We start from the raw sequence: 19,530 nt of genomic DNA, 5'->3' as shown, positions 1-19,530 counted from the left end.
CGTTTCGGGGTAAATCAGTGTTCTAACGACTCATAGTCACTTGGTGTGAAAACGGCCGGTCAGGCTCGCCAGCGCCTTCTGGAAGAGGTTCAGCGGCGAGGAGTCCATCTGCGCCAGGGCCGGAACCTGCAGGTTCGGGGTGGCCTCGGCGGAGTTCAGGACGGGCAGCTCGGTGACGACCGGCAGGGTGCCGGTGGTCGGCGTGGTGCCGGTGGTCGGCAGGGTGCCGGTGGTGGGCAGTGCCACCAGGGGCAGGGTGCCCGTGGTCGGCATGCTGGTGGGGAGCGTGCCGGTGGTGGGCAGCTCGGTCAGCGGCAGGGCCACCGGGAGGGTGGTCAGCGCCGGGACGTCCGCACGCTGGGTGTTGCCGGGCAGGCCCGGGAGGTGGCCCAGGTTCTGCAGCACGGCGAGGCCGTTCAGCGAGTTGATCGGCAGGGTGCCGGTGTTCGGCAGGTCGGCGCGCTGGGTGCCGTAGTTGCCGGTCGGGACCTGCAGGCCGTTGCCGCCCAGCGAGTCCAGGGGCGAGGTCAGGCTTCCGCCACCCAGGGAGTCGAGCGAGGTCAGGCCGTTGCCGCCACCCAGCGAGTCCAGCGGCGAGGTCAGGCTGTCGCCACCCAGGGAGCCGAGGCCGTTGCCGCCACCGAGGGAGTCCAGGGAGGTGAGGCTGTTGCCGCCACCCAGGGAGTCAAGCGAACCCAGCGAGCCCAGGCCGTTGGTGCCGCCGAGGGAACCCATGGAGCCCAGCGAGGGGAGCTCGTTGGTGCCCAGCTCCGAGCCCTGGATCGGCAGGTTGAGCTGCGGCTCGTCGGTGATCACGGTGTCGTTGTGCGACAGCGCGGTCGCGTTGCCGATCAGCTCCAGCGGGACGCCGAAGACCTGGACCAGCGCGCCGACGGGCACCTGGCCGTCGACACCGGACAGGCCGCTCTCGTCGCCCACGGTGTGGCTCGCGCCGCCGACGGTGCCGACGGTCTGGTTGTCGCCGAGGGCGTGTGCCACGCCGCCGACGGTGGCCGCGTCGCCGAAGACCTGCGGGACGGCCGAGACCGGCACGTCGATGAGGTCGCCGGAGATGGCGCCTTCGACACCGGAGGTGCTGGTGTTGCCGCCGGCCTTGCCCGCGGTGGTGTTGAGACCGTTGCCGGTCGCGACGCCGCCGACGCTGGCCGCGTCGCCGAAGACCTGGGCGATCGGGAGCGCCTGGCCGCTGATGATGTTGCCGGCGATCGCGCCGCGGTCACCGTTGGTGGCCGAGTTGCCGCCCGCCGTGGACATGACGTCGTTGGTCGCGGCGCCGTGGCCCAGCGCGCCGAGGGCTCCACCGTCGCCGAAGACGCTGGCCGCGCCGCCGACCGGAACCTGCGCGATGTTGCCGGCGATGCCGCCGTCGTGCCCGTTGGTCAGCGCGTTGCCGCCGGCCTTCGAGTCGGTCAGGTTGTCGCTGGCGCCGGTGCCGATGCCACCGACCGCGCCGCCGACACCGTGACCCTGGACGGGCAGCGAGACCGGGACCTGGGCGATGTTGCCCGCGGCCGCACCGAGCGGACCGGTCGCGTGGACGTCGCCGCCCGCGGTCGACGTGGTGTCGGTCGCCGCCTTGCCGTGGCCCTGTCCGGCGACGGCACCGCCGACGCCGAACACCTGCACGGGAAGCGAGACCGGGACGGCCGCGAGGTTGGAGCTGATCGTGCCGTAGTCGTCCTCGGTGTTCCCGCCGCCACCGCCGCGGATGACCTTGGTCTCCTGCGCGGAGCCCGTGGACTGGCCGATGAACGAGCCACCGATGCCGAAGACCTCGGCGGGCAGGGCCACCGGCACCTGCGCGACGTTGCCCGAGCCCGAGGAGTTGTCGCCCTGCGAGCCGTCGTAGCCGCCGGCCGTGACCTTCTTCTCTTCGGTCGAGTGGCCGGACGCGTTGCCGATGGCCGAAGCGCCGGAGCCGAAGACCTCGGCGGTCAGCGCGTCGGCCGTGTTGGCGACGTTGCCCGAAAGCACCGAGTCGTTGCCGCGGGTGAAGGTGCCGCTGCCCGCGTTGGCGTCGGTGCTGTTGTCGTCGTTGGCGTGCGAGTTGCCGATGGCGGCGGCACCGATGCCGAACGCCTCGACCGGCAGCGCGACGGCCGGGTCGACGATGTTGCCCGCGCCGGCGGCCTGGTCACCGCTGGTGCCGATGAAGCCACCGGAGTTGACGACGCTCGAGGAGGAGCAGCCGTTCGCGCCGCGGCCGAGGGCGTTGCCCGTGGTCGCGTTGCCGATGCCGGTGCCGGCCACACACGTGACGTTGGCGATGAGGCCACCCTGCGGGGCGACGGCGTTGCCACCGAGGAACGACTTGTCCCCGTTGGTGTCGATGTAGGTCGGGACGTTCAGCGCGCTGGTGCGGGTGCCACCGGCGAACGCGTCGGCGGCGGAGTTCGACACCGTGTCGGCGTCGGAGCCCAGCGCGCCGGCGGCGTTGCCGTTGAACTTGACCGGCAGGGCGATCGGCGCACCGGCGACGTTGCCGGAGCCGGAGCCGCCCTCACCGTTGCTCTTGATCCAGCCGCCGGACTTGGCGGTGGTGTCGGCGTCGTACTCGCTGTACGCGTTACCGAGCAGGAAGGTACCGGCGTTGCCGGTGACCTGCACGGGAGTGGCGAACTGGGCGGGCACCACGTTGCCGGACAGGGCGGAGCCCTTGCCGGTGGTGGTGACGTTGCCGGTCTCGGTGGTGCTCTGGCTGGCCGAGCCGCCGTGCACCGCACCGCTGCCGCCGAGCGCGCCGACGCCGTTGCCGGCGATCTGGACGGGCGCGGCCCAGTCGAGGTCCACGACGTTGCCGGCGAGGCTCGAGTTCTGGCCCTCGGTCTTGACGTCCTGGTTGTGCGACCAGGTCTGCTGGTGGGAGCCACCTTCGACCTGCGCGTCGCCGAGCACGCCCACGGCGTTGTCAACGATCTGGATCGGGACGACGACGTCGCCGACGACCTTGTTGCCCTTGAGGGTGCGGTGGTTCGGCGTGAACGCGCCGGCACCGTCCTGCTTGGTGAGGCCACCGAGAGTGCTGTCACTCACGGGGCTGGCCTTGTCGAATTCCGCGGCGGCGGCGTTGAACGGCCGGGTGACCGGCTTCGTGCTGAGCTCGCTGTGCGCGGCGGGAACGTCGAACTGGCCGAACGGCGTGCCGATGGCGTTGTTCGCCGAGTCGATCGGGACGGTCACGTTCAGGTCGAGCGGGGAGGGCGGAACGTCGGGGTTGACGTTCTCGTCAGCTGAGGCGATGCCGGTGCCCAGCATGAACAGGCCACCCGTGACCAACGCGGTCTGGAGTCCGCGCTTTGCCCAGGACTGCATGGGGGTTTTCTCCTTCATTTGGGGTTCCCTTGCGGGTTTGAGGGGTGCTCACGGCGCGAAGCTGCGCCAGAGCACTGTGTGATGGGTGGAGCGTGATGGGTGGAGCGATGCGGGCGCACGGAAACGAACGCGTGCGAGCCGCGGTGAAGGCGGGGTAGGCAGAAGTGACGCAATGCCGGCACGTCAGAAGTGCGGGCGGAAGGGCGCGTCAGCTACCCCGCGGGAAGGTGTTCAGTCGGGAGTGACACCGGGCTGCGAGCCCGGGGTGAGCGGCATACGCCGCACGCCGGCGCGGACGGTGCCGGCCATGGCGTTGTCGACGGCGGAAACTGCCCAGGCGGGAACGCCGGAGGTCAGGCCGTCGAAGTGACCACCGGGAGCGGAGCCGCCACCGGGGACAGTCGGGATAGACACCGGTGCGAGCGGAAGCTGCATCGGGGAGAACGGGAGCGGGAAGTCGCGGTGGTCGTCGTTCGACGAACCGGTGCGGGGCTTACCGGGAAGAGCTGCCTGCTGTGCGGCGTCCGGCGCGGCGAGCGCGGCCTGGACTGCGGCGGTCAGCGGGACGGCGGTGGTTTCGGCGGTCTCGGTGACCTGGCCGGCTTCCCTCATCGGGCTGACCGGCTCGACCGGGAGACTTCCCGGGAGCCGCGGCAGGGTGACCAGGTCGCCGGTGGAGTTCGGGTCGAGCAGCTGCCAGAACTTCTGGCCGAACTCGGCCGCCTCAGGAGAAGGGGTGACAGCCTCGCCGAGGACCTGGCGGGCGTCCTCCGGCTTGCGGGCGATGTGCTCGACGGCGCCGAGCGTGCCCTGCGCCGGCTTGACGACCGTGTTCTCGGCGAGGTCGGCGACCGAGTCACTGACGCGCTCGGAGACTTCGTGGTCCATGACGCGGTGGGCGGCGTGCTGACGGGCCGGGCCACCGATCTGGCCGGGGGCGGAGCAGTCAGGCGCGGACCAGGTCGTCGCGTCCTGGAAGCAGTGGACGTCGCGCAGGGCGGCCGCGGCGGTGCCGGAGACGTCGCCCGCGAACTGGGAAGCACCGTGGGCGGCTTCGTTCATGCTCGCGACAGTGGCGTCAGTGACCGGGGTGGCCACGGTGTCGGCGGAGGCACTGGCACCGGAGATGACCCACGCGGCGGCGGTACCGGCGACGGCGGAGCCGAGGACGAACAGGGCACGCGAAGCGAGACGGCCGAAGCGCGCCGCGCCCCGTCCCTCGTTCACCGCTGCCCGTGTCACTCGTTCGTTCTCCTGCCGCTCGGATGTGTCTGATCGCCAGGCTTTCGGGGGCTGTTCGCCGTTCCTGTTCGCCGTGACAAGAACGAGATAAGCAAAGAACGGATCGTCCGCGCACCCCTGACACGACTTGATGGCCCGATCGTGTGAAGAACACAGAGTGTTTCCGACTTTCACACGGAGTGATCGTCGCTGGCGGGATGTGGTTACCCGTGAGTCCGTGATGGCTGCCGGTGTCAAGCGTCACTTCGGGCGAATCCGGGCGGCTCGCCACCGCCGGGAACGCCGGAGAAGTCCACCAGTGTCGGAGGTAACCGATACGGTGTGCCGGTGACCAAGCCCGGGCGCGGCGACGCCGAAAACCCCTTTCTGTCCGAGACTCAGGACGTCACCGGGCTGGTCCCTCGCGGCCTCCGGGTGACGGCGGCGCTGGCGTGGCGTTTCCTGGTCGTGATCGCCGCGCTCTACGTGATCGTGTTCCTGGTCGGCTACCTGTCCGTGGTGGTCATCCCGGTGTCGATCGCGCTGCTGCTGGCCGCGCTGCTGGCGCCGGCCGTGGCGGCGCTGGTGAAGCGGCGGTTCCCGCGCGGGCTGGCCGCCGCGATCGTGCTGATCGCCGGGCTGGCCGTGCTCGGCGGGCTGCTGACGTTCGTCGTGGTGCAGTTTTCCGACGGCCTGCCGCAGCTGCAGAAACAGCTCAACGACAGCCTCAACCAGATCAAGGACTGGCTGCTCAACGGGCCGCCCCACCTGCGCCAGGAACAGATCCAGGACTTCATCAACCAGGCGATCGGCTTCCTGCAGAAGAACCAGGGGTCGATCACCACCACGGCGCTGACCACCGCCAGCACCGTCGGCGAGATCCTCACCGGCTTCCTGCTGTCGCTGTTCATCCTCATCTTCTTCCTCTCCGGCGGCGAGCAGATCTGGACGTTCCTGGTGCGCGGCGTGCCGCGCCACGTGCGCAAGCGCGTCGACGTCGCCGGACGGCGCGGGTTCGCGTCGCTGGTCAGCTACGTGCGGGCGACGGCGGCGGTCGCCGTGGTCGACGCGGTCGGCATCGGCATCGGGCTGTGGATCGTCGGGGTGCCGCTGGTGATCCCGCTGGCCACGCTGGTCTTCCTTGGCGCGTTCATCCCGATCATCGGCGCGGTGATCGCCGGCGGGGTGGCGGTGCTGATCGCGCTGGTCACCAACGGTCCGCTCGGCGCGGTCGTCGTGCTCGCCATCGTGATCGGCGTGATGCAGCTGGAGAGCCACGTGCTGCAGCCGCTGCTGCTCGGCCGCGCGGTGCGGCTGCACCCGCTGGCCGTGGTGCTCGCGATCACCGCGGGGCTCGTCTCGGCGGGAATCGCCGGGGCGCTGCTGTCCGTGCCGCTGCTCGCCGTGCTCAACGCGGGCGTCCGGTCGCTGCTGCACGAGCAGGACCCCGATCCGGCGTCGGTCGACGTGCTGGCCGACAAGGCCGCCCAGCCGAACAACGCGGATCCCAAGACCGAGGAGGATCCCGAAGTCGCCACCAACGCGAAGCCATGACCCGCGACCCGGTCACCCCGATGTGGCGCGCGACGATCGCGCTGCGCGTGCTGACCCTGTCATTCGCGATCGCCACAGCCATCGTGCAGCAGGGTGCGTACCTGCGGGAATGGCTCGCCTGGACGGTCCTCGGCGTGATGACGGCGTGGACGATCGCGACCAGCGTGTGCTACGCGCGGGAGCGGACGCGCCCGCCGTGGCTGGTGGTCTTCGACCTCGTGCTGACCACCTCGTTGCTGACGCTGTCGCCGCTGATCCTCAGCGACGCGCAGTTCGCGGAGGACGTCCCGCTCATCACCACGGTGTGGGGCGCCGCGGCGCCGGTGGCCGTCGGCGCGCGGTTCGGCGCGGCGGGCGGGGTGCTCGCCGGGCTCGTCGTCAGCGTCGCGACCGGGGTCGCGCGGGGGCGGTTCGACCTCGACGTCGCCAGGGACGGGGTGTTGCTCGCGGCCGCCGGGCTGCTGGTCGGCATGGCGGCGACCCTCGGGCGCCGCTCGGCCGCCACGCTGGAGCAGGCGCTGCGGACCGAAGCGGCGACGGCGGAACGGGAACGGCTGGCCCGGTCGATCCACGACAGCGTGCTGCAGGTGCTCGCGCGCGTCCGCCGTCGTGGTGGCGAGCTCGGCGGCGAGGCGGCCGAGCTGGCGAAGATGGCCGGGGAGCAAGAGGTGGCGCTGCGCGCGTTGGTCACCACCGAGCCGGTCAAACCGAGTGCGAGCGGTACGACCGACCTGCGTGCCGCGCTGCAGCTGCTCGCGACGCCGTCGGTGCAGGTCTCGGCGCCGGCCGGAGAGGTCGAGCTGCCCGTGCACGTCACCGCTGAGCTCGTCGCGGTGACCAGGGAGGCGCTGGCGAACGTCGAGAAGCACGCCGGTGAAGACGCGAAGGCGTGGGTGCTGCTGGAGGACCTCGGGACCGAGATCGTGGTGAGCGTCCGCGACGACGGGCCCGGGATCGCACCCGGAAGGTTGGAACGAGCGGCCGAGCAGGGACATCTAGGAGTGGTGGAGTCCATCAAGGGGCGGGTACGCGATCTCGGGGGGAGCGCGGTCCTGGACACCGCACCGGGCAGTGGCACGGAGTGGGAAGTCAGGGTTCCGGCGAAGGCGAGGGGAAAGCGATGACCAAGGACAGCGAGCCCGCGGTGTCGGTGATGGTGGTCGACGACCACCCGATCTGGCGCGACGGAGTGGCCCGTGACCTGGCCGAACACGGCTTCGACGTGCGGGCGACAGCGCCGGACGGGGAGGCCGCGGTGCGCATCGCGCGGGCCGTGCGGCCCGACGTCGTACTGATGGACCTCAACCTCGGCGAGACCTCCGGGGTGGACGCGACCAGGGAGATCACCGGGATCCTGCCCGCCACGAAGGTGCTGGTGCTGTCGGCGAGCGGCGAGCACAGCGACGTGCTGGAGGCGGTCAAGGCGGGTGCCTCGGGGTACCTGGTGAAATCGGCCTCGGCGCACGAGCTGGTCGACGCCGTCCGCCGGACGGCCGCGGGCGATCCGGTGTTCACCGCCGGGCTGGCCGGGCTGGTGCTGGGCGAATACCGGCGCATGGCCGACACACCGGCCGACGGCTCGCCCCCGCCCCCACGGCTGACCGAGCGCGAGACCGACGTACTACGCCTGGTCGCGAAGGGACTGACAGCACGCCAGATCGCGGAGAAGCTCGTCCTCTCGCATCGCACGGTGGAGAACCACGTGCAGTCCACGCTGCGGAAACTCCAGTTGCACAACCGGGTCGAGCTGGCCCGCTACGCGATCGAGCACGGGCTGGACGGCGAGTAGACGGCTAGATAGCTAGCGCAGGACGGCGATGGTGCTGCCGCGCTCCGGGGGGAGCGGGGCCTTGGCGAGCCGCCACGACGGCTCGCCCGGATGCCACGCGGCGACGACGGTGTCCGCGAGCACCAGGTCACCGGCGCCGGACCAGTCGAGCGCGCAGTGTTTGAGGTCGCCGCTGTAGGGCATCGACGGCGCCTGCAGCCACTGCGGGGTGTCCAGGTCGAGCACCCAGACGTCGACGACCTGCGTGCTGGTGCTGCGCCAGCTCGGGACGCCGAACTGGATCGCGGCCCGGCGCCCGTCCGGGCTGGGCAGGAGGTCGCTCGCCTGGCCGTCCGTGCCGGGGCGCTTGAGCGCGACCTTGGTCCCGGTGTCCAGGTCGAGCACGGTGAACCCGCTCAGTTCCTCGATGAGCAGGCGGTTCCCGATCAGGCCGAGGATGTGCGGGGCCTGCTGCACCGTCCGCCCGGTGACCGGATCGATCAGGACGTCCTCGTAGGACTGTGTCCCGTCGTTGACCCTGATCAGAAGCCCTTTCGGCCCGTCCGTCCGCACGGTCGTCCCGCAGCTCGCGGACTGCCCGGCGTCGGTCTGGACCCCCGCGAACGACACGCGCTGCAGGCGGCAGTTGTCGTTGCCGTCGTCGCGGATGAGCCAGACGCCTTCGCCGTCGGCGGTCGGGGCGGCGCTGAGCGCCTTGCCGAGCGTCTGCACGGAGCCGTCGGCCGCGGAGTAGGCCAGCACGTCCGACGGCGTGGTGCACGCGGTGGGCTGGCAGACCGGCGCGGACACGAGCACCGGGTGCTTGCCCGCCTGGATGACGTAGTTGGACCGGTTTCCGCCGGGCGCGCCCGCCACGCGTGCGGTTTTACCGGTGTCGGCGTCGAACACGCTCGGCGGGGAGGTCGGGAGCAGGAGCCGCACCGAGATCCCGTCGGCGGCCGCCCCCGGCAGCCCGGCGGGCGGCGGCTGCGGCTGGGTGAACGGCGCCGCCGGCGAGCTGGGGCCCGGGGCGTCCGGCTGCCCGGCGGTGCACGCGGACAGTACGCAGCAGGCGGCCACGAGGGCCGAACACGCGCGAAATCCGGGTCTGTTCAGGGTTTTTCCCCGATCTGGCTGGTTGCTTGCGGTTCTACCATCAGATTCATGAGCGAGGAAGAGAACACGGCTACCGAGACCAAGCCGTTGAACCAGCGCGACCTGCGGGTGTCGGACGACGAACGCGAGCACGTCGTCGAGGTCCTGCAAAAAGCGATCGGGCACGGGATGCTCGACCTCGACGAGTTCAGCGAGCGCACCGAGGTCGCGCTGGCGGCGCGGACCCGCGGCGAGCTCAACGCGGTCCTGGCGGACCTGCCGGGCCTGACGCACCCGGGCGCGCAGCGGTCCGTGCCGAACCAGTTCACCCCGCAGAGTCCGTACGCGCCGCCCCCGCAGTACGGCTCCTACGCGCCCGGCCAGCGGCTGGACCTGACGGCGAAGTACTCGTCACTGGTCCGCTCGGGCCCGTGGCTCGTGCCCGCCGCGGTGTCGGTGCGCAACAAGTACGGCTCGACGAAGCTGGACTTCACCGAGGCGCAGGTCCAGACGCCGGTGGTGCACATCGACCTGGCGTGCAAATGGGGCTCGGTCGAGATCGTCATCCCCGAGCACGCGGCCGTCGACATCAACGCGATCACCGACGTCAAGTACGGCTCCCTGGTCGACCGCACGAACTCGAACGGCCGCGTCGGCAACCCCCGCTACGTACTCACCGGACAGGTCCACGGTGGCTCGCTGGTGATCCGGCACCCCCGCCAGTCCATGTTCGGCTAGGCCGCTCTGGGCAGCTTTCCTCGGCCGTCAGCTGCCCAGAGTGTCATGAAAGGGTCTTTCAGGGCAAAAAGTGTCCTGAAAGACCCTTTCATGACACTTCAGAGGAGGGCGGCGACGGCGGCTCGGGCGGCGGTGGGGTCCCCGGCGGCCAGTGCGGCGTCGGCGAGGGCCTCGCACCGGGCGAGGGTCGCCCCGGCCAGGCTCGCGCCGACAGCGCGGACCGCGGGCGCGTTCATCGACAGGCTGGTCAGGCCGAGTCCGGCGAGCACCAGCGCTAGGCGCGGGTCGGCCGCGGCCTCGCCGCAGACGCCCGCGGGCTTGCCGGTGTCCTTCGCCGCCTGGCCGATCGGCTTCAGCAGGCGCAGGAGGCCGGGCTGCCACGGGTCGTTGAGCTTGGCTACCGCGCCGAGCTGGCGATCCGCCGCGAAGGTGTACTGGGCCAGGTCGTTCGTGCCGACTGAGACGAAGTCGACGACGTCGAGAATCTCCCGCGCGGTCAGCGCCGCTGCCGGGATCTCGATCATCACCCCGGCTCGTGCGATCCCCGCGGCACGCACGCGCTCGGCGAACCAAGCGGCTTCCTCGGCCGTGGCCACCATCGGGGCCATCACCGAGACCTCGGCGCCGGAGTCCTGCGCGGCGCCCGCGATCGCCTCGAGCTGCCGGTCGAGCACCTCGGGCCGGTCGAACGCGATGCGCAGGCCGCGCACGCCCAGTGCCGGGTTCGGCTCGGCGTCGGGGGAAAGGAAGGCCAACGGCTTGTCGGCGCCCGCGTCCAGGGTCCGCACGATGACCGGCTTGCCGCGGAAGGGCGCCAGCACCGCGGTGTAGGCGGCGCGCTGCTCGGTGACCGTCGGCTCACTGGGCGCGTCGAGATAACAGAACTCGGTGCGGAACAGGCCGACGCCCTCGGCTCCCGCGTCGGCGGCGGCCTGGGCGTCCCCGGCGGAACCGACGTTGCCCAGCACCTTGACCTGGTGCCCGTCCTCGGTGGCGCCGGTGCCATCCCACTCGATCGCGACGACGGCCGCGGCGGCGACCACGGGCGCGGCCGGGTCGGCGAGCTCGACGACGCCGGTGTCACCGTCGACGGCGAGTGCCTCGGCTTCGAAGGCGAGCAGCCCGCGCACGGCGACCACGGCGGGAATGCCGAGCGCGCGGGCGAGGATGGCGGTGTGGCTGGTGGGCCCGCCCTCCTCGGTGACCAGCGCGAGGACCTTCGCCGGGTCGAGCCCGGCGGTGTCTGCGGGCGCGAGGTCTCGGGCGACGAGCACGCTGGGCGTGGTCAGCTCGGGGACGCCCGGCGGCGCGAGGCCGAGCAGCTCGGCGACGATCCGGTCGCGGACGTCGTGGATGTCGCGGACGCGCTCGGCCAGGTACCCACCGGCCGCCGCGAGCTGCTCGGCGAACCCTCCGGCGGACTGGTGGACCGCACGCGCGGCCGGGAGGTTCTGATCCTTGACCAGCTGCTCGGCCTGCGAGATCAGCGCGGGGTCAGCCGCCATGGCGGCAGTTGTATACAGGATCCCGACCGCCTCACCGCTAGCGGTTTCGGCCAGTGCTTCGAGCCGGGCGGCGACGGCTTGCGCGGCGGGCGCGATGCGGGCGGCTTCGACGGCGGGATCGGCCGGGGCGGGAGTGCTCGCGGGCTCACCGAGCGGCTCAGCGATACGGACGACAGGGCCACTCGCGCGACCGGGGCTGACGGCGACCCCGGTCAGGGACTCAGACGACGACATGGTCTAGACCATAGCTCAGTTTGTTTGTCAGCGCGGAGTGAAGTCTCCCCGCGCAAAGCTCGGGCAGACCGTGTGGTCGCGGCGAAAAGAGCTCGGGCTTTCTTGGGTTGTGCCTCGCAGTCAAGTCTCGCGCGCTGGTGACGGCCCTGGCGATGAACGCCGAGCTTGACCGCCTATCGGCGGCAGGTCCGCGGAGGTGCTGGCGAGCATTTCCCACCGCGGCCGCGAGAGTCTCGCCCAGCGGCATGATTGACGACTGGTCCGGCCGCCGGGCACCCGCGAGGGCGTTGAACCGGGCCAGGTAACCGCGCCGCCAGACGGAGTCGAACGTGTCGCCCAGGTGACTGCCAACACAGCCGGACACCGGGTCATTCCGTCAGTTCGGCGGCGATGGGGTAGGAGGTCTGCGCCCCCGACCGGGTGACGGTGATCGCCGCGACCTTGACCGCGCGGCGGGCGGCACCGACCAGGTCCGCGCCGTCGGCCAGCGCCGCGGCGAGCGCACCCGCAAAGGCGTCACCCGCCCCGGTGGTGTCAACGGCCTCGACCCGGGGTGACGCGATCTCGACGAGCCCATCGGCAGTGGCGACCACGGCACCCCGCGCGCCGAGCGTGACCACGGCCGCCCGCGGACCGAGCTCCAGCAACCGGCGCGGATCGGCCTCGGACTCACCGTCACCGAGCAGCCAGGCCGCCTCGTGCTCGTTGACGAGCAGTACGTCGAGCGCGGCGAGAGTCGCGTGGGAGACCTCAGCGGCGGGCGAGAGGTTGAGGAGAACCTTGATGCCCCGCTTACCGGCCTCGGCGACGGCGTATTCGACAGTGGGAATCGGGATCTCCAACGACGCCACCAGCACCTTGACGCCGTCGAGCGCGCCGTCGACGTCCTCGGGACGCAGCCCGGAGTTGGCGCCGGGCGAGACCAGGATCGAGTTCTCGCCGTCCGGGGTGACGGTGATGTAGGCGATGCCGGTGGGCCGCTCACTCTTGCGGACGAGGCCGATGTGCACGCCGGACCCACTCAGCGAATCGAGCAGCAGAGCGCCGTACGGGTCGTCGCCGACAGCGCCAAGCAAAGCAACGTCGGCACCGAGCCGAGCCGCCGCGACGGCCGTGTTGGCCCCCTTGCCACCAGGCGAAAGCACGGTGTCACCACCGAGAACCGTCTCGCCACCACCGGGCCGCCGATCCACCGGAACCACCAGGTCCGCGTTGGCCGAACCCACCACCAGCACCTCAGAACTCATGCCGAGCACCATGCCATGCGGCCCTTGTGCCCGACCGGGCAGAACCTCGTGCACAGATGTGAAGATGTTTGTAACTTATCCGGCGCGCGGTGCGACAATCAGTCGAGCGGCGGGACCTATTCACTCAATCGGGGGATATCCAACCCCCGGACGTCACGTTCGAGACCAGTCCCGCTCTCCTCCGACCGTCACCGCGTTCGCGCGGCGACGTGCCCCTCCCGGCTCAGGCCGGGGCCGGGCATCGTGTCGTCGGCGTCGATCACGTAGCCCCCCGAGTGATCGGCGTCGGCGGCGCCCGCCCGCTCAGCGGCGTGGAGCTGGTATGTCGCTCATTGCCACCACACGATCGGCGGACCGATCGCGGCTGAGGCCGGACTTGCCTGGTTGCCAACTGGTGACCGAGTGTCGCACGAGCCACCGACAGGACGGACCGTTTTCGGCCCCGATCGTTGGATCCGAACTTGCCCGAAACCTCCCACTGACCGTAGTCAGTGAAGTATTGTGCGTAGCGCAAGGGGAGGAGCGTGCGCCCGTTCGAACGACTGAGCGGGCGCTGGAGGGGGAGTGCAATGTTCGGCCTGCTCGGTGACCTGTTCAACGTCGCCAAACAGCTGGGGCCCGTGCTCGCGGACAAGGTGGAAGCCGCCGCGAACGAGCTGAACAACACCGCCGCCGGGATCGGCATCGGCGAGGTGATCGGCGGCCCGATCGGCGCCGCGCTGGGTGGCCTGATCGGTAGTCAGGTCGGCACCGGCGGCGACAGCCCGCAGGCTGGTGGCCTGTCACCGGGTGAGCTCGTCAAACGGGTGAACGAGGGAAAAGGCACCCAGGCGTTGCAGGAAACGCACGAAACCGGGGTCGCCCAATCGAGGCAGCAGCTGGAGATCGAGAGTCGCAGCCGTGATCTGTTCAACGGGCTCGAGGCCGCTTGGACGGGCGGCGCCTCGGACGCGGCCCGCGCGCGAATCCAGCCGTTGATCGACACTTCGGCCTCCGCCTCCGACACGTTGACGCTCAATTCCAGGTTGTCCCAAGCCCAGATCGAGCAGTTCCACGGGATGAAGAACGCGCTCCACAACGACGTCACCGACAACGTCCCGACGAAATCCGTGTGGGACGCCGGGACTCCGTGGGACACCGACACCGAAGACAAGATCAACGAGCACAACCAGAAGGCGCGCGAGAACGTCGAGCGCTATACCTCCTACAACCAGCAGTCCGAGTCGAACTCCGCGAGCCGGACCATCGACTACGGCCAGCTCGGGAACTACCAGGGCGGCGGCTTCGAGCTCGAGAACAAACCCGGCGGCAAACCGCCGAAGCCCAGCGAGAAGCGGTTCAGCCAGGACGGCAGAGACCCGGGCGATCCCCGCACCAACCCCGTGGACCCGCCTGGCTACCGGCCGCCGCAACCGGTGATTCCGCCGCCGAGCCACCTGGTCGACCCGGGGCAGCAGCATCCCGGCCAGCAGCATCCGTCCCAGCCGGGCCAGCACACACCCCCGTACCAGAACACGCCTTCGTACAACGACAACACCCGCGCCGCCAGCTACCTCCCGCCGACGCCGCCACCCGGTTATCAGCCGGGCGGCTTTGGGCCGGGTAGCCCCGGTTACTCACCGCCCGGTGGTGGCGGCGGCGGATTCGGACCGGGTGGCGGAATCGGCGGCTTCGGCGGCGGCTTCGGGCCGGGCTCCGGTTCGGACTCCGGCAGTGGGTCCGGCAGTGGGTCCGGCAAGTCCCTGCCCGGCGGCGGACGGTCGTCCGGGGCGGGGATCCCCGGCGAGTCGATGGGCCGCCCGGCGGGTGTCGGCCCGGCCGGAGCCGGTGGGCCGGGCAAGCCGGGCGCCAGCGGAATGGGTGGCGCCGGAGCAGGCAAGGGCAAGGGCGGCGGCGAGGACGAGGAGCACCAGCGCGCGTCGTACCTGCTCGAATCCGACCCGGAAAGCATCTTCGGCGGCACCGATGAACGGCCGACACCGCCGGTGATCGGACTGTGAACAAGATGCTCAACCGGCCTTATTACCTGCCGAAATCCGCTCTGCTCCGCGCCTGGCAGTGGTCCGGCCACGGCGAGCCGCCCGCGGTCCTCATGCCGGACAACTTCTGGCTCGACGACGAGACGAAGAAGCGCTTCGAGGAGAAGGTCCTCGACGTCCTGACCACCCTCGAGCTCGCGGCACGCGGCAGCCTGACACCGGACTTCACCCACGCCTTGCGCCTGCTCGCCCGCGCCCCGCAAAAGTACACGGCGTGGCTCGGCGGGATCGAGACCGACGAGACGGCTTCGGTGCTCGTCGCGGTGTCCGGTGCCGAGGCGGTCCGAGTGGTCGTCCAAGACGACAAGGCACGCATCGACCCAGTCCCGGCCGATTCGGCGGTCGAGTCACTGGTCGACCTGCTGCCTTCGGTACCTCCGGCGCGGATCGCCGCGGTGGCCATCCCGAAGTCGAGGTTCTCGGGCCGTCCGCAGTACGAGGATTCCTACGACCTCGTCGACCAGACCAACGAGTCGACCGACCCGTATCCGCAGATCCAGGCCTTGATGGCGGCGAAGCGAGCTGGCCTGCACCAGTGCTACGCGGTCAACGAGGGCAGGCGCAGCGCACCGCTGACCGCGATCGACATCCTGGGCACCGGCCGCGTGCTGACGTACGTCATCCAGCCGCCGAACGGCGAACCCGTGGTCAGTTTCCAGCCGGGGACCAGGGAGAATCTGGCCCGGTCGCTCTACGCCACCTACCGCGGCCTGTAACTGCCCGCCGAGAGGAGACCCGACCATGCCCTTCGAAGACATCAAGCCGTTCGACTTCTGGACCACAGACACTCCCCCCGCAGGTGGCGCAGCAGCCCCGGCGAGCGGGCAGGGGTTCAGCATGGACAGCGACCACATGCGCGAGATGCTGAAGAAAGCACGGGCCAATCGGAAGTTCATCGACGATCAGCGTGCAGCATCGGTAAAAATTGCCAAAGCCGATTCACCCGCGGACGAACCCGCCAGCAATAATGCAGTAAATGCCCATAACGGAGTCAATGAAACCGGTAAATACTACCTGGGACATCTGGATTACCAATTTAATTACCACACAGAGTTGATTCTCGGCATGGAGCGTGCACTCGGGCTCACCGAAGAAATTGACCGCCAAGCCGCCGAAAACCTCAAGAATCAGGGAAAATACTCGTGAATCGCCGCCACCTGGCCGCCGCCGCAACACTTGTCGCAGTCGCGTTTCCGCTGGCAGCATGCACCGGAGACCGCACCGTTCCAGGAGTGGCCAGTACGCCTACATCTGCCGGGGACAGTTCTTCCGGCGCGTCGACTCTCCCGCACCACGGCGCGCCCAAAGTTCAAGATCCTTTACCGGGCAAGGTCCTTGAGGGCAATCCGTGTGACTCCGCACTCACCCCTACCCAGGTCAAAGAATTCATCGGCGACTCGGATCCCGCAACGCGGGCCGACGACGCGCTTGGTACAGCGTGCCGTTGGCGCAACGCTCCTGGAACAGGTGCAGCATTCACCGTCGGGTACGAAACAAAAAACACTGAGGGGCTCAGTCTTTCTTACAAGACCATCAAGCCTACTGCGGCTCGATGGGAAGAACCTGCGCCTGTCCAGGGCTATCCGGCTATCGCCTACGTGCCCGACGGCATCACCGCGGCCGACAAACGACTCTGTTCGGTGGTAGTCGGTGTGAGCGACCAACTTTCGTACTCGGTCACGATGACCCTCGGCGACGCGGCAACGGCTGCACATGTGGATGGCTGCACGGCGGCGCGGGATGTGGCGGACGCGGTCATGACCAACGTCAAGGCCAGGGCCTGATCAGTGGGGTAGGAGGTCGTAGACCTTCTGGGTGCCCTCGACCACCTTGGGTTCGAGGGCGGGGCAACCAGATTGAGGAGCACCGCCATCCGATCGGCATGGAACAGGACGTGCGTGGCTCGGTGAACCTCGCGTAGGACACCGAGTACGTGAGGATCGGGCTGGCCGACGATGCTCGCCTCGATTCGACGTCGAGGACTCCGCCGCAGTTGCCCGCGTCGATGCCGGTGCCGCGTCCGGGGCCAGACCGTCGGACGGTGCCCGGCCATGGGTTTCGCTGATACAGGTGGCTCCCTGTACGGCTGATCGGGCGGGATCATTCGACGGGTTTGTGCTGGGGGCAAGCGATCCTTCCTTGGAGTGGTCCCGGTGTGTGACTGCGGCGCACACCCCAGCCGGGGACCTAGCTTGGGCGCATGCCAGCAAAGCCTTCCGACGCCAGACGTCGTGATCTCGGCGCCGAACTCCGGCGCCGTCGTGAAATCGCCGGGCTGAACGGATTGGAACTCGCCAGGAAGACGGGGTGGGCGCAGAGCACCATCTCCCGGCTCGAATGGGGGCAAGGTGCCGTCTCCGAGCTCCTGGTGATGACCTATCTCGCCCATTGCGGGGTCTCCGCCCGTGACGCCGCCGAGGTGTTGTCACTGGCTCGGGAGACCGAGGACGGCTACCTGGTGCGGCGCGATGTGCTGCGCACGTTGGTGTTGCACGAGACCACCACTCTTTCGATCACTGCGGTGGCTCCTCTGCTGGTACCCGGGCTCTTGCAGACCGAGGATTACGCCCGCGCGGTGATCGGGCTGGCCGGGATCGTCGAGGAAGCCGAGGTCGAGCCGCGGGTTTCGGTGCGCATGGGACGGCAGGAGCTGCTGAGGCGGTGGCAACCGCCGGAGTTCACCTACTTCCTGTACGAAGCCGCGCTGCGCTGCGTGATCGGCGGCATTCGGGTGATGAACGAGCAGATGCTGCACCTCGCTTTCCTTGCCGGGCGACCGCAGATCTCCCTGCGGATCGTGCCGTTCGAGGTCGGCAGAATCGCTGCGTCGGCGGGCGGTATGACGCTGATGGACTTCGCCGATCACGGGCCCGTGCTGTACGTCGAAAGCCAGTTCGCGGGCATGTTCGTGGAACGGGCGGAGGACATCAAGCTCGGCCGGACGATCCTTCGTGATCTTGGTGATGTCGCCCTGGATGAGGGACAATCGCGGGAGTTGCTTGTCCAGCTGGCAAGCGACTACGACCAGCCGACGAAGGAGCCCACTGATGCCGGAGTGGCGGAAAAGCAAGTTCAGCAACGCGAATGACGACTGCGTCGAGGTAGCGCTCGATCCAGCTGAAGTCGGGGTGCGGGACTCCAAGGCACCGGCGTCTGGGCAACTCGGGCTGCCGGTGCTCGCGTGGGAAGCGCTGCTGAGCCGTCTGACCTCCTAGAATGCCCGGATGAGCAACCCCACCCGCCGGGGTCGAGTACGAGCGGCTACCGATCAGGACATCCGGCGGACCGCGCGGACGCTGCTGGTCGAACAGGGGCCGGAGGCCGTGACGCTGCGCGCGATCGCGCGTGAGCTGGGCATCACCGCGCCCGCGCTGTACCGGTACTACGGCTCCCGTGACGATCTCATCGAGCACCTGCGGCGGGACGTCTGCGCGGATCTCGCCGCGGAACTGGCCGAGGAGATCGTCGAACTGCCCGATGACGGCATGCTTCAGCTGTTCGCCATCTGCAAGGGGTTCCGGCGCTGGGCGCTGACCCACACGAAGGAGTTCACGCTGGTCTTCGCTTCGCCGACGGGCGGCGTCGGGACCAGCGCGGGTAGTGCGCTCAGCCGCGTCGACGAGCCGTTCGGGCGCATCTTCCTGGCCGCTGCCGGGCAGGTGCTGGCGATGCACGATCTCGCCACACCGTCCACCGACGCTGTGCCGCCCGAGCTGCGCGACGACCTCGCCGTCTTCCAGGCCGACCTGCTCGCGGTGCTCGGCGAGGACGGGCAGGCGTTCCCCGCCGAAAAGCTCGACCTCGGCGTGACGTACCTGATGATCCAGTTCTGGGCCCGGCTCTACGGGCACGTCACGCTCGAGGTCTTCGGCAATTATCCGATCCCGGTGTCGAAGCCGGATGTCCTGTTCGACGCGATGCTGGCCGATCTCGCGCGTGAGATCGGCCTGTACACGCCCTAGCCGCCGCGCCCAACTTGGACTCCGGCGCTGGTCCGCGACGGCGAGCGGCCTTACTACGCCGCGTGGCCGCCGTCCACCGACACCGTCGCCGCGGTGACGTAACCGCTGGCGGGGGACGCCAGGTGGGCGACCATCGAGGCGACTTCGGCGGGCTGGCCGTAGCGGTCGAACACCGTCAAGGCCCGCTGGTCGGCGGCGTACGGGCCGTCGGCGGGGTTCAGGTCGGTGTCGGTCGGGCCGGGCTGGACGAGGTTCACCGTGATACCGCGCGGGCCTAGCTCGCGCGCCAATCCCTTGGTGAGACCGATCATCGCGGTCTTGCTCACCGCGTACAGCGTCATCCCGGGGCCGGGCACGCGCTCCGCGACGCAGCTGCCGATGGTGATCACGCGGCCGCCTTCGCCGAGGTGTGCGGCGGCGGCCTGGGTCGCGGCGAACACGCCGCGCACGTTCACCGCCAGGACGCGGTCGACGTCGTCCATGCTCGTCGCCTCGAGCGGGCCGACGAAACCGATGCCCGCGTTGTTGACCAGGACGTCGAGCCTGCCGAACTCCGCGACCGTTGCCTCCACGGCTCCCTTGACCGCGTCGGCGTCCGCGCTGTCCGCCCGGATGACGAGCGCGCGGCGGCCGAGTGCCTTGATGCGGTCACCGATGTCCGCGGCCAGGTCGTCGTTGTGCTGGTAGGTCAGCGCGACGTCGGCGCCTTCCTCGGCGAGCTTGAGCGCGGTGGCCGCGCCGATTCCGCGGCTGCCGCCGGTCACCAGTGCCACCTTGCCGTCGAGGGTCATCGCTTGTCTCCGTTCGATGTGTTGCGGGGGAACAACTCCATCG

The 19,530-nt window shown here is 69.8% G+C and carries 17 protein-coding genes; 11 read left to right on the top strand and 6 right to left on the bottom strand.

Annotated elements, in window-relative coordinates:
- Positions 1–36: 36 nt before the first annotated feature.
- Together QMK34_RS05140 and QMK34_RS05135 are read right to left on the bottom strand one after the other, a co-directional pair.
- A complete protein-coding gene (locus QMK34_RS05140) occupies positions 37–3,333 on the bottom strand; it encodes a beta strand repeat-containing protein (protein ID WP_326412063.1) in 3,297 nt (1,098 codons plus the stop codon).
- Between the two features lie 231 nt (positions 3,334–3,564).
- Positions 3,565–4,575: a hypothetical protein gene (locus QMK34_RS05135; protein ID WP_326412061.1), complete on the bottom strand. Its 1,011-nt coding sequence runs from the start codon at positions 4,573–4,575 to the stop codon at positions 3,565–3,567.
- 327 nt (positions 4,576–4,902) lie between these two features.
- Between QMK34_RS05135 and QMK34_RS05130 the strand changes: the two genes are divergently transcribed.
- The 3 genes from QMK34_RS05130 to QMK34_RS05120 are packed head-to-tail and all read left to right on the top strand — an operon-like array spanning position 4,903 to position 7,897.
- Positions 4,903–6,108, top strand: coding sequence for an AI-2E family transporter (locus QMK34_RS05130; RefSeq protein WP_326412059.1), 1,206 nt, complete (start codon positions 4,903–4,905; stop codon positions 6,106–6,108).
- The gene (gene macS, locus QMK34_RS05125) at positions 6,105–7,232 is read left to right on the top strand and encodes a MacS family sensor histidine kinase (protein WP_326412057.1); all 1,128 of its coding nucleotides are present in this window, start codon (positions 6,105–6,107) and stop codon (positions 7,230–7,232) included. The genes QMK34_RS05130 and macS overlap by 4 nt, the downstream gene beginning before the upstream one ends.
- The gene (locus QMK34_RS05120; protein ID WP_326412056.1) at positions 7,229–7,897 is read left to right on the top strand and encodes a response regulator transcription factor; all 669 of its coding nucleotides are present in this window, start codon (positions 7,229–7,231) and stop codon (positions 7,895–7,897) included. Before macS ends, QMK34_RS05120 begins: the two co-directional genes overlap by 4 nt.
- A 12-nt stretch (positions 7,898–7,909) precedes the next feature.
- On the opposite strand, the gene QMK34_RS05115 is transcribed toward QMK34_RS05120, so the two are convergent.
- A complete protein-coding gene (locus tag QMK34_RS05115; RefSeq protein ID WP_326412054.1) occupies positions 7,910–8,956 on the bottom strand; it encodes a hypothetical protein in 1,047 nt (348 codons plus the stop codon).
- An 84-nt stretch (positions 8,957–9,040) separates the two neighbouring features.
- Between QMK34_RS05115 and QMK34_RS05110 the strand changes: the two genes are divergently transcribed.
- Positions 9,041–9,709, top strand: a complete 669-nt coding sequence (locus QMK34_RS05110) for a DUF1707 SHOCT-like domain-containing protein (protein ID WP_326412051.1) — start codon at positions 9,041–9,043, stop codon at positions 9,707–9,709.
- Between the two features lie 98 nt (positions 9,710–9,807).
- Here QMK34_RS05110 and ptsP read toward each other — a convergent pair whose 3' ends face one another.
- Positions 9,808–11,448, bottom strand: a complete 1,641-nt coding sequence (gene ptsP, locus QMK34_RS05105; protein ID WP_326412049.1) for a phosphoenolpyruvate--protein phosphotransferase — start codon at positions 11,446–11,448, stop codon at positions 9,808–9,810.
- Between the two features lie 368 nt (positions 11,449–11,816).
- Positions 11,817–12,695, bottom strand: a complete 879-nt coding sequence (locus QMK34_RS05100; protein WP_326412047.1) for a ribokinase — start codon at positions 12,693–12,695, stop codon at positions 11,817–11,819.
- A 569-nt stretch (positions 12,696–13,264) separates the two neighbouring features.
- Between QMK34_RS05100 and QMK34_RS05095 the strand changes: the two genes are divergently transcribed.
- From QMK34_RS05095 to QMK34_RS05065, 7 genes are all read left to right on the top strand, one after another.
- Complete coding sequence (locus QMK34_RS05095; protein ID WP_326412045.1) at positions 13,265–14,695, top strand: hypothetical protein; 1,431 nt, start codon at positions 13,265–13,267, stop codon at positions 14,693–14,695.
- Between the two features lie 5 nt (positions 14,696–14,700).
- Positions 14,701–15,450 (top strand): ESX secretion-associated protein EspG, encoded by a 750-nt coding sequence (locus QMK34_RS05090; RefSeq protein WP_326412126.1) that lies wholly within the window; start codon positions 14,701–14,703, stop codon positions 15,448–15,450.
- 25 nt (positions 15,451–15,475) lie between these two features.
- The gene (locus QMK34_RS05085) at positions 15,476–15,880 is read left to right on the top strand and encodes a hypothetical protein (RefSeq protein ID WP_326412042.1); all 405 of its coding nucleotides are present in this window, start codon (positions 15,476–15,478) and stop codon (positions 15,878–15,880) included.
- Positions 15,877–16,518, top strand: a complete 642-nt coding sequence (locus QMK34_RS05080; protein ID WP_326412040.1) for a DUF3558 domain-containing protein — start codon at positions 15,877–15,879, stop codon at positions 16,516–16,518. The genes QMK34_RS05085 and QMK34_RS05080 overlap by 4 nt, the downstream gene beginning before the upstream one ends.
- Before the next feature lie 416 nt (positions 16,519–16,934).
- Complete coding sequence (locus QMK34_RS05075) at positions 16,935–17,822, top strand: helix-turn-helix domain-containing protein (protein WP_326412038.1); 888 nt, start codon at positions 16,935–16,937, stop codon at positions 17,820–17,822.
- On the top strand, positions 17,710–17,949 hold the full coding sequence (locus QMK34_RS05070) for a DUF397 domain-containing protein (protein ID WP_326412036.1): 240 nt from the start codon (positions 17,710–17,712) through the stop codon (positions 17,947–17,949). The genes QMK34_RS05075 and QMK34_RS05070 overlap by 113 nt, the downstream gene beginning before the upstream one ends.
- 9 nt (positions 17,950–17,958) lie before the next feature.
- Positions 17,959–18,696: a TetR/AcrR family transcriptional regulator gene (locus tag QMK34_RS05065; RefSeq protein ID WP_326412034.1), complete on the top strand. Its 738-nt coding sequence runs from the start codon at positions 17,959–17,961 to the stop codon at positions 18,694–18,696.
- Positions 18,697–18,749: 53 nt separating this feature from the next.
- On the opposite strand, the gene QMK34_RS05060 is transcribed toward QMK34_RS05065, so the two are convergent.
- Positions 18,750–19,487 carry a 3-oxoacyl-ACP reductase family protein gene (locus QMK34_RS05060; protein WP_326412032.1) on the bottom strand — a complete coding sequence of 246 codons (738 nt, stop codon included), beginning with the start codon at positions 19,485–19,487 and terminating at the stop codon, positions 18,750–18,752.
- Positions 19,488–19,530 lie beyond the last annotated feature (43 nt).

Origin of the sequence: Amycolatopsis sp. H20-H5 (assembly GCF_035828755.1) — a bacterium.
Classification (GTDB): Bacteria; Actinomycetota; Actinomycetes; order Mycobacteriales; family Pseudonocardiaceae; genus Amycolatopsis.
Note: the sequence above shows the minus strand (reverse complement) of the source record. Positions and strands in the feature narration are given on the sequence as shown.

What these genes read in the sequence shown, in the direction of transcription:
- ptsP (WP_326412049.1), bottom strand. Translation starts at nt 11,448, where the DNA reads ATGTCGTCGTCTGAGTCCCTGACCGGGGTCGCCGTCAGCCCCGGTCGC.
- QMK34_RS05095 (WP_326412045.1), top strand. Translation starts at nt 13,265, where the DNA reads ATGTTCGGCCTGCTCGGTGACCTGTTCAACGTCGCCAAACAGCTGGGG.
- QMK34_RS05140 (WP_326412063.1), bottom strand. Translation starts at nt 3,333, where the DNA reads ATGCAGTCCTGGGCAAAGCGCGGACTCCAGACCGCGTTGGTCACGGGT.
- QMK34_RS05120 (WP_326412056.1), top strand. Translation starts at nt 7,229, where the DNA reads ATGACCAAGGACAGCGAGCCCGCGGTGTCGGTGATGGTGGTCGACGAC.
- QMK34_RS05075 (WP_326412038.1), top strand. Translation starts at nt 16,935, where the DNA reads ATGCCAGCAAAGCCTTCCGACGCCAGACGTCGTGATCTCGGCGCCGAA.
- QMK34_RS05100 (WP_326412047.1), bottom strand. Translation starts at nt 12,695, where the DNA reads ATGAGTTCTGAGGTGCTGGTGGTGGGTTCGGCCAACGCGGACCTGGTG.
- QMK34_RS05065 (WP_326412034.1), top strand. Translation starts at nt 17,959, where the DNA reads ATGAGCAACCCCACCCGCCGGGGTCGAGTACGAGCGGCTACCGATCAG.
- macS (WP_326412057.1), top strand. Translation starts at nt 6,105, where the DNA reads ATGACCCGCGACCCGGTCACCCCGATGTGGCGCGCGACGATCGCGCTG.
- QMK34_RS05060 (WP_326412032.1), bottom strand. Translation starts at nt 19,487, where the DNA reads ATGACCCTCGACGGCAAGGTGGCACTGGTGACCGGCGGCAGCCGCGGA.
- QMK34_RS05110 (WP_326412051.1), top strand. Translation starts at nt 9,041, where the DNA reads ATGAGCGAGGAAGAGAACACGGCTACCGAGACCAAGCCGTTGAACCAG.
- QMK34_RS05070 (WP_326412036.1), top strand. Translation starts at nt 17,710, where the DNA reads ATGAGGGACAATCGCGGGAGTTGCTTGTCCAGCTGGCAAGCGACTACG.
- QMK34_RS05090 (WP_326412126.1), top strand. Translation starts at nt 14,701, where the DNA reads ATGCTCAACCGGCCTTATTACCTGCCGAAATCCGCTCTGCTCCGCGCC.
- QMK34_RS05085 (WP_326412042.1), top strand. Translation starts at nt 15,476, where the DNA reads ATGCCCTTCGAAGACATCAAGCCGTTCGACTTCTGGACCACAGACACT.